Genomic DNA, 3,133 nt, shown 5'->3' on the forward strand with positions numbered 1-3,133 from the left:
CCACCTAACCCAATTTTCATGCGACGTGGTGCGCCGCGGTGCATGGGCGATTCCTACTTAATTGCTCGATTTGTTACCAGGAAAGACTTCCGCTCAGCCACCGGAGCGTTCCCAGCTTCCATAGAGCCAGGATGATCGCCGCCGTCCCCACCAGAGCTGTTGCTAAAACAACCCAGTCTATCTCTCTCACTCGGATATCCCGCCAATAGGTTCGAGTCGGGTAGGCCCCAAAGGCTTTGCTATCCATAGCCATGGCCACTCGCTCTGCCTTGCCGACAGCACTTACCAGAAGAGGTATAGCATATCTCTTTAAGCGGCGGTAAGCGCCTCCGATTCCTCTAACTTCCTTAAATCCCCGTATTCTATGGTTTCGGTTCTTAATGACAGCTCTCGTTCTTCCTCCGGTTTCATTGTAACCTCCATGCTTACCCCACTTCTTCTTACTAAGGCTATGAAAATCCATGTAGAAATACCTGTAAACGCTATCAGCAGGAAGGGATGCCAACCTACCCATTCTCTGAGTATTATACTGAGTATTATCACATATATAAGAGTTAAAGGCCATAATATAGTCATTATAATAAATAGTATTATATTAGGCAGAAACGGCCCTTCCTCCCATCCTACCAACGTGGAAACACTTACAATTGACACAACGATGTATACCAGGACACCATAGACACCATATTCTACCCAACTATGTCCACGTTCTCTAAAAACACGAGAGCGTATCTCATTCTTGACCGTCTCTATCTTTGAATCTCTTTCAACCTCAAACTCTTTTTTCCTCAGTTGTCTAAAGAGGGTGATGAGACGATTTTCTTCAAAAACACCGCTCAGTTTCAAAAATCTATAACATTTCTCAGAAAAGGCCATATCAGCAGAAACAATCTTTTCTACTTCTTGCGTAATCTGTCTTTCGCTGAGGCTTTCCTTAATCCAGGTTGCTAATTTCTTGTCCTGCAATAAATGCAAAGCATCTTTTACTACCTGTCCGCTTAAGATTTGATCGTCTGTCTGAGACCATTTTTGATAGCAGTACTCCGCTAGTTCTCCCAGAGTATATATCTCTACTCCTTTATCAACCTGCAGGGGCTTTTGGGACCTCTTCTTGCTGTAGGTAGGCAAGTCAATAGAGAAAGAGAGGGGAATACTTATCTCCGAGACAGCATTGGTCTTGGTAACCAAAGATAAATCATATTTCCTGCCAATAGGAATCCTTGGTGCGTCTATCACTAGATTGAATTCAACAGATTTACCAGGCCATAACCTGATGTTTATGAGGTCTGTTTTGGCTTTCCCAGTCCGAGGCAACTCCTTCAGAATAAACTCTTCCAAATAGACTCCATCGATCTCTTCAGAAAATCTTATCTCTCCACATAGATAACCTCTTTTACCTGTATGGGTGAGTTTCACCTTTCGGCTCACCCTCTCTATGCTCTCTATGGTGCCCAGGGATAGGGTTACAGGTTCTATACTAAATTCAGGAGCGGGCAAGCCTAAAGATTGTAAGAATATCTCTACCCCTCTGTCTTGCTGTTCCCCGTATTCCTTCCTTATCTTTTCCAACTTTTCAAAAATATCCTGATGTCCAGCATGTTTGAGCCAGGCGGAAATCTTCCCTGAGAAGATATGTTCCTTTCCTATCTTCCAGTGCTTGTCAATTTGGGACCCAAGTTCTTGGGGAGTCTCAGCCTGTTCTTCAGGAACTAGGACATAAGGTATCTCCGGGTCCAGTAGACAGCTTATTTCAAGTAGGGCCAAATCTACGCTTTTTGCTTCTTCCTCTATTCTAAGAACCTTGTATGCAAGATCTTGGTCAACTTTTGCCAGCCAGGTACTGAACCAACCCTTGGAAAAATGTTTCTTTACCAGTTCTCTGTCAGCAAATGTTTGTATCAAGATAGCCAGTTCTTTGGGGGTGCGGGCTACATCCTTAGCTGTAAATTTATAAGGGTCAAATGAGAGAGGGGCGGCTCTGATCTTCTCTTCATAAACAGGAACATCTTCTCCCTTCAACCATCTCTCTATTTCAGATGCTCCCCAGCGTTTCTTCCTTTCCTTGATAAGAAGACCTGATAAAAGCGTCTTGAATTTTTCTCCAAGATTATCAGGGAGTTGAATCTTCTCTGCGAGATGTCTGTGCATCTTCTGCGCATCTGTGAGTCCTTCCATAGGAGCTACCCCCAGGAGAAGATGAAGCAGCGTCATACCGAGGGAATAGTAATCGGCCTCTCTCCCTATATACTCTGTAAAATGTTCCGGGGAGGCATAGTCATAGGTTAAAGCACCTTTGGTGCGTCTTACAGAAGACTCTTCTTCAAGAACTGAAGAGATTCCGAAATCACCCAATACGATGTCTTTTCTTCCCCGACTCCTATAAAAGATATTTGCAGGTTTGATATCTCTATGGATTATGCCAAGTGCATGACAAAACTTAAGAGCATTAACAACCTCAGGAATGACTGATCTTGTTAATTCTTCTTCTGAGAAAGCTTTCTCTTTAAGCCTTTCTAAGAGCGAGCCACCTTCAGCATATTCTGCGATCTCGTAGAACTGGTCGTTAATGTAACCATAGTCTAAGAAATTAACAATATCAGGATGTGTTAACTCTACCAGTCTTTTGACTATATCCATTTTGGGAGAGAACCCGGCATGATAGAGTTTTAGAACTACATTTTGATTTTGCTCTCCATCCACACACAGGTACACCAGAGACTCACCCGTAGGTGCACCAAGCATATCTACTACCTGGTATCTATCTTTTACTACCTCTCCCTTGGTGAGAAAAACGGGAAATCCTCTTAAAGGTTCTCCTCTCATCTTCTCAGTCTCTTTTGAGCCTAAGCTCTTTGTTTGATCAGCTAAACGCTCTGTGTCTTTTGGTATCTTCTTAGCCTTGTCCTCCATGTCACCCACCTTATCCTTGCCTACGTATTCTTGATAAGGGCCAGAGGGTCCGTTGTTTGTCATTTCTCCCTCATCAAGTTAGCCACTATCTCCAGCCAAGAATCAATGCTCTCAACGGTTTTAGTCAAATTTGTTAGCTTTTGGGCAAAGTCTGCAATCAGACTAAGTTTAAGAGGGTGTCCAAAAACTAAGGGCATTTTGCCCAAGGTGGGGAATTACTCCT

General features: G+C 43.4%; 2 protein-coding genes and 1 pseudogene. All 3 read right to left on the bottom strand.

What is annotated here, in order from left to right; genetic code table 11:
• Positions 1-73 precede the first annotated feature (73 nt).
• The 3 genes and pseudogenes from HW443_RS10155 to HW443_RS10160 all read right to left on the bottom strand — a co-directional run bounded on the left by HW443_RS10155 (position 74) and on the right by HW443_RS10160 (position 2,973).
• Entirely contained in the window at positions 74-253 is a 180-nt protein-coding gene (locus HW443_RS10155) for a hypothetical protein (RefSeq protein WP_176238148.1), read from the bottom strand.
• 12 nt (positions 254-265) lie between these two features.
• Positions 266-334: pseudogene (locus HW443_RS14045) on the bottom strand (hypothetical protein); the annotation flags it as partial.
• Positions 310-2,973, bottom strand: a complete 2,664-nt coding sequence (locus HW443_RS10160; protein ID WP_176238149.1) for a serine/threonine protein kinase — start codon at positions 2,971-2,973, stop codon at positions 310-312. The pseudogene HW443_RS14045 and the gene HW443_RS10160, both read right to left, overlap by 25 nt.
• Positions 2,974-3,133: the final 160 nt, after the last annotated feature.

It is taken from the genome of Candidatus Hakubella thermalkaliphila, from assembly GCF_013281975.1.
Taxonomy (GTDB): domain Bacteria; phylum Actinomycetota; class Humimicrobiia; order Hakubellales; family Hakubellaceae; genus Hakubella; species Hakubella thermalkaliphila.